The organism is Limnobacter sp. UBA3528 (genome assembly GCF_002377005.1).
GTDB lineage: Bacteria > Pseudomonadota > Gammaproteobacteria > Burkholderiales > Burkholderiaceae_B > Limnobacter.
The window spans coordinates 1-7,551 of the sequence record NZ_DFOZ01000005.1; the positions used below are offsets into that span (position 1 = coordinate 1).

Sequence of the window (7,551 nt, forward strand, 5' to 3'; positions counted from 1 at the left end):
GGTGTCTTTCGACCAGAATACGCACACGAGCATCAGTGCAATGGGAAATGCATCGGCAGGACAGGCCGCCGAAGCGGGTGATGCATCGGTTTTGTTTGCCAACCCAGCCGCCCTTACACGCTTTAAACGTGCTGAATTGACTCAAGGTGCAGCTGTTATTGCAATCGGCACGGATTACACATCAACACAAAACAATGATGGTGCAGACTCTGGTGCACCACAAGGCCAAAACGGCCAAGTGTTTAGTCGTAAAGACGGCTACGATGCAGCAGCGCTTGCCCCCAATCTGTTTATTGCCATTCCAATCAACGAGAAACTGGTGATGGGTTTTGGTGCATCCGCCTCTCATGGCTTGGTGATTCACTACGATGAAAACTTTCCGGGACGCAATCAGGGTCGTGACATCGATTTCAAAGTGACACGTTTAAATCTGGGTTTTGGTTACAAATTAAGCCCTACTTTGTCCTGGGGCTTGAACGGATCGTATGAGCGTTACTTTCAGTCTATCAAGTTGAAACTGAATTACCGTGAAGCTGTGGAAGCGCTAGGGGGACCAGCTGCAGTCGCTTTGCTAGAAAGTCCAGTGGGCGCACTTGCCGGAGCCCCACCCATTCCAGGTGAAAGCAATGCGGGTTTGCGCATGTTTGGGTGGGCTTTCAATGCACAGCTGGGTGGCCTGTGGGAGCCTACAGAAAACACTCGAGTGGGTATTTCATATCGACCAAAAACCGAATTCACGGGTAACCGTGGCAAATTCAAGCTCGACGATTCGCCAGAACAAGCTGCGTTTCGCGCTTTCCTGAATAGCGACAGCTTCATCAATAATCTTGCATTTAGCGCCTTGGGCGTGAATGGTCCTCAAGCCGCCGGGGATTTGGCACCAGAGCAAATTATCAAACAGGAAATTTCTCTGCCCGATGAGTTGCGACTCTCCGTGTTTCACCATGCCACACCCAAACTGGATTTGATGGCCACCTACACGCGCCAGGATTTCTCGGTGACCACCTTGAACTTCGTGCGCGAAAGCAATGGTAGAACCCTTGAAAACATTCCACAAAATTTTGTCGCGGCAGAGTCTTACAGGGTTGGCTTGAATTACAAGTTGTACAAAAGGCTGACCTTGCGGGCGGGCTATGCAATTGAAAACAGCGTTATTGATGATGCCACCCGAATCACGATTTTGCCGGACAGCGATCGGCAGTATTTCGCTTTTGGTGGCCAGTTCGATTTAAGCCGTGACACCAGCATTCACTTTGCATACCAAAAATTGGACACAGATCCCGCGCCAGTTGGCAACAACACCGGAATAACACCAGCCGAAGTGCGAGGTGGCGACTTTCAGGGCAACGTGCAACTGGACACTCACTTTTTTGGTATTGGTTTCACCGAGCGGTTTTAATTACGACTGCACTCCCAGCGCACGGAACAAACCAGCAATCAAAGTTGCATAATTGGTTTGTTCCGTGGCCAAAGCCTGTTCAGCATTTGCGTAAACACGCTGCGCATCGACTACATCCAGAAAGCTCACCAAGCCAAGTTGATAAAGGGCATCCGCCTGCTCAAAACTCCGTTTACTCGAGACAACAGCTTTGCCCAGCGCGGTTTGCCGTGAAGACGAAGACTCAATTGCAGTCAGTGAATTTTCAACCTCTTGGGTAACTACCCTCAGTACCTGCTCATACTCAGCCAAGGCACCCTCAGCACGAGCCACGGCTGCGTTCAATCGAGCATCTCGTGCCCCACCGTCGTACACAACCTGGTTTAACAAGGCCGCGAGGGACCCTATTAAAATGCTGGTTGCCGGGTTTGAATTGATCGCAGTGCTGCCAATTTGTATGTTGGCCATTAATTCAATACTGGTGTAAAAATCAGCTTGCGCCACGCCTACATCAGCGGCGGCTTGGGCAAATCGGGCCTGCACCAATTGAACATCCGGGCGTGCTTGAATCACCTGAAAAGGCACGCTCACGGGAATGCCCAGACCATACTCCGGTAAATCGCCTTCGGGCTTGAGCAGTTGCTCGTAAGCCCCGGGAAACTGACCGCTTAAAGTGGCCAAACGGTGACGAGAATCTTGTAAAGCCTGCTGCAAGGGAGCAATACTCGCTCGCAGGTTCTCCACGGATGTTTCTGCCCGTCGAACGTCCAGCTCGGGCGACAAACCACTTTCAAAACGAGCCTGAACAATCGCAAGCGTTTTTTCTTGCAATTCAACGGATTCTCTGAGCATTGCCAATTGTTTTTGATTACCACGCAAACTCAAATATTCTTGGGCAACCGCCGTACTGGTTTCAATAATTTGTGCCCGCAAACCGGCCTGCTCTGCCATTAAATTGGCAGCCGCCGCACGAACTTCATTCTCCACCCGGCCAGCCAAATCAATGGGCAAAGTAAACCCCAAACCCAACAAGGCGCTGCGCTCATCCCGCGCATTGTTACTGCCAGTACTGCTGGAAGTATTGTTGTCTCGATCTGATTTTTGGCCACTGACTTCAGCATCCAGTTCAACCAATAAAGAGTCCCCAGCCTCACTCAGCTCAAGAAGCGCACGGGCCTCTTTCACCCGCGCAGCAGCGGCAGCAATTTGAAAATTGTTTTGTATGCTTGTGCTTACCAATTCATTCAGAACTGGATCATTAAACCCCTCCCACCAACGTACTCCCGCCACTCCAGCGTCTTTCACACTGCTCAGATTCTGAAGAATATCTTGAGCAACAAATTGTTCAGGCGGTTTCGTTTCAGTCGAGGGAAGCTTTGGCGTAGTAACCGCGCAGGCGGATAAAAATACGAAAGGTAAAACAACACCGATTATCTGGGTGGCGAGCCTCATGCTTTGACCTCCACCTTTTTCGCATTTGCCTCGTAGTCTTCAATTTCTTTGTCCAACAACTCTGCTGCATGCGCCCTCGGCCGCATGAATGGCGCAATAAAACTGTAGCCCATGGGTGCTAGGTACAAGGTAAACAACGTGGACAATCCCAAGCCGCCCAAAACAACCCAGGCAATCGCCTCGCGTGCCTCTGCACCGGGCCCTGAAGTCAGCACCAATGGAAGAACCCCCAACAAGGTAGAGAGCACAGTCATCGCAATTGGACGAAGTCGCATCCGTGCGCCCTCCCGAATCGCAGATTCGATGCTGTGCCCTTCATCACGCAGTTGATCCATCAGTTCAACCAGCAGAATCGCATTTTTGGTCATCAGGCCAATCAACAACACCAAACCAATTTGACTGAATAAATTCAGCGACTGGTTGGTAATTAAAAGAGCAAACACTGCTGCTGCTAACCCAAACGGCACAGTAAACATCACCACCAAAGCACTACCAACACTTTCAAATTGAGCGGCCAACACCAAGAACACCACAATCAGTGCGACTGCGAAGGTGATCAGCATTTCATTGGAGGTTTCTTCGAGGGTGGCGGCTTCGCCCAAAAAGATCAAAGTGGCCGAAGAAGGCAAAGTACCGTCTGCAACCGCACGTATTTGCTGCATGGTGGTGCCCAGGTCGGTACCCGGCGGTATACCAATGTTCAGTTCGACTGCCCTGCGCTGCGCATGGCGGTCAAGTTCTGCGGCCACACCACGTTCTTGCACCTTGATCATCGAGGCCAAAGGCACAAGCTGCCCGGTGTCACTGCTTGTGTAAATGTTCAACAAGTCAAACGGTGAATTCAAGCTACCATTGCTTGAACCAAGCATGACGGGAACCGCTTGGTCTCCAACACTCAAATCAAGCAATTGGTATTCATCAGCCATGATCTGCAAAGTTTGAGTGACCCGGCTCACCGGCACCTGCAAATCACTGGCCTTCTCGCGATCGATTTCAAAGCCAAGTTCAGGCTGGGAGGTGTCATATTGAACACGCACATCTTGAACAACATCAATTTGCTTGATCAAGGCATCAGCCAGTAAATCAGCATTGTTGGCCAGTACATCGTAATCATCGCCCAACAAGGCAATTTGCAAACCGCCACCCCCACCTCGAATGTTCAAGCTGCTTTCATTTTGAAAGCGCACTTGCGCGCCGGGAATACTTGAAAGTTCCTTGCTCAACTTAGCTGCAAGTTCCTGTTGAGTGGTGTCACGCTCCCCCCAGTCTGCCAAATTGGCTTGTATGGCAACTCGGTTCTTGTCGTACCGCCCCACGATGGTGAACATATCGGTGATCAACCCTTGCGCTTGATAGGGCCTCATGATGTTCTCTGCGATCTGCCCTTGTCTGCCACTGTATTCGAGTGAAGCACCGTCCGGGCCTGTGAAATCCACCACCAAACGCCCCCTGTCTTCGGGGGGTACCAGTTCTTGATTCAACAAGGTAAATGTGAGGCCACCAGCAAGGGCAATACCCAAAAACACAAACAGAAACACCAAACGATGCTTCAGAAACCCATCCAGAGTACGAAAATAAGCGTTCGCAATTCGATCACCAAAATGTTGTAGTGAGCCCATGAATCGAGCAGTTTGACCCGCAGCAGGTGCATCGTCTTTCAACAGTTTTGCAGCCAGCATGGGGCACAAGCTCAAGGCAACAAAAGTACTGATAATCACGGACATGGACAGAACCATGCCGAACTCCCTGAACAGGCGCCCTGTTTCACCCGGCAAGAAAGCGATGGGCAAAAACACCGCCACCAGAGAGGCAGTGGTGGCGATTACGGCAAAGAAAACCTGTTGCGTACCCAACACGGAAGCCACGGTGATACTTTCACCCAGCTTTTTGCGACGCTGAATGTTTTCAAGCACCACAATGGCGTCGTCGACAATCAAACCTGTGGCCAATACCAAGGCAAGCAAGGTCAGCATGTTGACCGAGAAGCCGGCCAACCAAATTGCGGCCAGAGTGCCGACCAGTGACACCGGCATGGTTACCGCAGGAATTAGCACTGCCTTCCACTGCCCCAAAAACAAGGCAATCACGACAAGCACCACCACCACTGCAAACACCAATGACATCAATACTTCTTGCAAGGCACCTTTGATAAATACCGAGTCGTCGGAAATCATAATAACTTGAAGGTCTTTGGACTGCGCATTGATTTCTGTCATGCGTTTTTTGACATCGCTGGCAATGGCGATGGTATTGCCACCCGCCTGGCGTAACACGCCCATACCCACCACGGCCCTGCCGTTCAGCAAAGAATACGATTCAGCTGACATGGGGCCATAGTAGACCTCCGCCACATCGCGAACCCGCACGCCATTTTTGATCAATATGGAATTAATCGCTTCAGTATCGATGGTGGAGGCGTTTGCACGCACCAATAGTTCCTGCTTGCCGGAAAGATAGCTTCCTGCAGGTACATCAAGATTCATGGTTTCAAGGCTGGCCAGCACGTCAGTGGCCACCATGCCATAGCGGGCCAGTTTTGCGGGGTCCAGAAGCACACGTAACACGCGTGGTTGGCTACCATTCAATGGCACATCAGCCACACCGTCGATTGAAACAAAAGCTGGCACCAAATCGCGCTCAACTCGTTCGGCGAGGTCTTGCATCGCCAGGGTATTACTGTATACGGCAAGCTGAACCACAGGCCTTGCGTCGTCGTCGGCTTTGATCACCAAAAGTTGATCCAGGTTTTCTGGCAATTGGTTGGTAATTCGGCTGACAGCCTCCCGGACATCATTCGCAGCCACGTTGACATCAACATCGGGTGAAAACTCCATGCGTACACGCATATTGTTTTCTTCACTTGAACTTTGAATGCGCAACACCCCAGAAACCCGGGCCACCGCGCCCTCAACCTTGGAGGTCACTTCAGCATCCATTGTGGTGGGGGAAGCCCCCTGGTAAACCGCCCTAACAACCACCACAGGCCTGTCAATGTCGGGCAACTCACGCACCTCGACTCCAAACATACTGACAATACCAGCCAGCATGATCAGCAAATTCAGCACCACAATCAACACGGGTCTTTTCAGACCCAGTGCGGTCAACCCGTCGGTGGCGCGACTCATTGCAAGGGGTCCTCGACTTGCTCGACGACTACGCCTTCTGCAAGCCGCAAACCGCCCTCGACCACCACAATTTCACCCTCCTTGATATTGCCATCAAGAAACACTCGACCTTGCCGGCGGTCCGCCACACGCACGTTTTCACGATCCGCTTTTCCGTCACGTATCATCCAGACATAAGAGCCCTCCCGATCCCATTGCAAAGCAATTTCGGGGACGGAGGCAAGCATTTGACCTTTCACTGCCATTTGCACTGAAAACGACATGCCAGGCCTTAGCACATCGTCAGGATTGCGGATATTTGCCCGAACCCGCAGTGACCTTTTTTCCGCATCCAGGCGACTGTCCAAAGCGACCACGCGTGCCTTGAATTCCTGTCCCGGTACTGAGGGTGTGCTGGCAATTACCTCAATCTGATCCAGATTGTTGGCGTTCAATTGTCCGACCAATGCCTCCGGCACATCAAAATCGACGTAGATGATTTCGCGGGAATCAACTCCCGTAATTAATACGCCCGGACCGATACGCTGACCAGGATCAATGTCGGTAATTCCGACAACACCCGAAAAAGGAGCTCGAACTTGATGATTGGCAATGGCAAGCTTTGCCTGGTCAACAGCCACTTGGGCAGCCTCATAATCGGCTTGGGCCGAATCGACCTGGGTTTGTGGTACAGCACCCTTGCCTACCGCTTGTTTGTATCTGTCTAGTAAACTTTTGGTGTTCTTCAGTTGTACTTCAGCAAGCCGAAGCGCGAGCAGTTCTTCTCGATCGTCTTGTTGAACCAGCAGGTCACCCTTGTTGACTTTCTGCTGTGGCTTGAACAAAACCTGAGTAACCTTTTCGTCAACGATTGCAAACACTTCAGCAGATTTGTCAGCCCAGCCGGTTGCAATTGCACCAAACGTACTTGCGGTTGACTCAAGCTTCACTACCTCGACCAACACCTTGGGTGCGGCGCCTTTGCTGCCCTGATTGGGCGCATTGGTCGACTGATTGCCAAGCAATGTTTGAGAGACCGAGTAAGCGGCTCCTATCAGGAGCACGAGAACGAGAAAATAAACCAGACGTTTAATCAAGCCAGAGGCTCCACTGCAAATGCGACGAGAAAGGTTATCACGTATGAAAGTACCCTCAACCAGACCAAAGTGCAGTGAATAAGTTCGGATCTACCCCAGTTGTTGGGGTAAACGATAGGGAACTGGGGGGCAATGAAGAACAGTTACAGGACGCTTGGAGGGTCAGCGTTTTTGTCGACTCATTCGCAGAATTACTCGTCGAGTTCCTCATCGTCATCGCTGACCGCATCAATTCCAGCTTCAACAACCGCGCCTGTGACCTTAATACCCGTTGACACCACAGCGCCAGTGATTGAAATGGCAGCGCCCACTGTGGCGCTTGCAACTGCGCAACCTTGAATAAATGGCAAGGCAATTACAGCCAGCGAGAAAAAAACTGCTTTGTTCAAGTTCGGACCCATGGTCACCTCGCAGCCGTAAATAAAAAAACGCTTCCAACCCTGTGGGTTAGAAGCGTTTTCTGCCAAATTTGGCATCCCCAACCGGATTCGAACCGGTGTTACCGCCGTGAAAGGGCGGT

The 7,551-nt window shown here is 51.3% G+C and carries 5 protein-coding genes; 1 reads left to right on the plus strand and 4 read right to left on the minus strand.

Annotated features, from left to right (window positions below; genetic code table 11):
* Position 1: 1 nt before the first annotated feature.
* On the plus strand, positions 2 to 1,399 hold the full coding sequence (locus B4N58_RS01680) for an OmpP1/FadL family transporter (protein ID WP_291745237.1): 1,398 nt from the start codon (positions 2 to 4) through the stop codon (positions 1,397 to 1,399).
* Here the strand turns inward: B4N58_RS01680 and B4N58_RS01685 are convergent, their stop codons facing one another.
* From B4N58_RS01685 to B4N58_RS01700, 4 genes are all read right to left on the minus strand, one after another.
* Positions 1,400 to 2,830 (minus strand): efflux transporter outer membrane subunit, encoded by a 1,431-nt coding sequence (locus B4N58_RS01685; RefSeq protein WP_291745239.1) that lies wholly within the window; start codon positions 2,828 to 2,830, stop codon positions 1,400 to 1,402. It abuts the gene before it with no gap.
* Positions 2,827 to 5,955 (minus strand): efflux RND transporter permease subunit, encoded by a 3,129-nt coding sequence (locus B4N58_RS01690; RefSeq protein ID WP_291745241.1) that lies wholly within the window; start codon positions 5,953 to 5,955, stop codon positions 2,827 to 2,829. Before B4N58_RS01690 ends, B4N58_RS01685 begins: the two co-directional genes overlap by 4 nt.
* Positions 5,952 to 7,031, minus strand: coding sequence for an efflux RND transporter periplasmic adaptor subunit (locus B4N58_RS01695; RefSeq protein WP_291745243.1), 1,080 nt, complete (start codon positions 7,029 to 7,031; stop codon positions 5,952 to 5,954). Before B4N58_RS01695 ends, B4N58_RS01690 begins: the two co-directional genes overlap by 4 nt.
* 191 nt (positions 7,032 to 7,222) lie before the next feature.
* A partial coding sequence (locus B4N58_RS01700; protein WP_291745245.1) for a hypothetical protein occupies positions 7,223 to 7,551 on the minus strand: 329 nt, incomplete at its 5' end.

Excerpts from the sequence above, each read along its gene's own strand:
- B4N58_RS01690 (WP_291745241.1), bottom strand. The coding sequence starts at position 5,955 with ATGAGTCGCGCCACCGACGGGTTGACCGCACTGGGTCTGAAAAGACCC.
- B4N58_RS01685 (WP_291745239.1), bottom strand. The coding sequence starts at position 2,830 with ATGAGGCTCGCCACCCAGATAATCGGTGTTGTTTTACCTTTCGTATTT.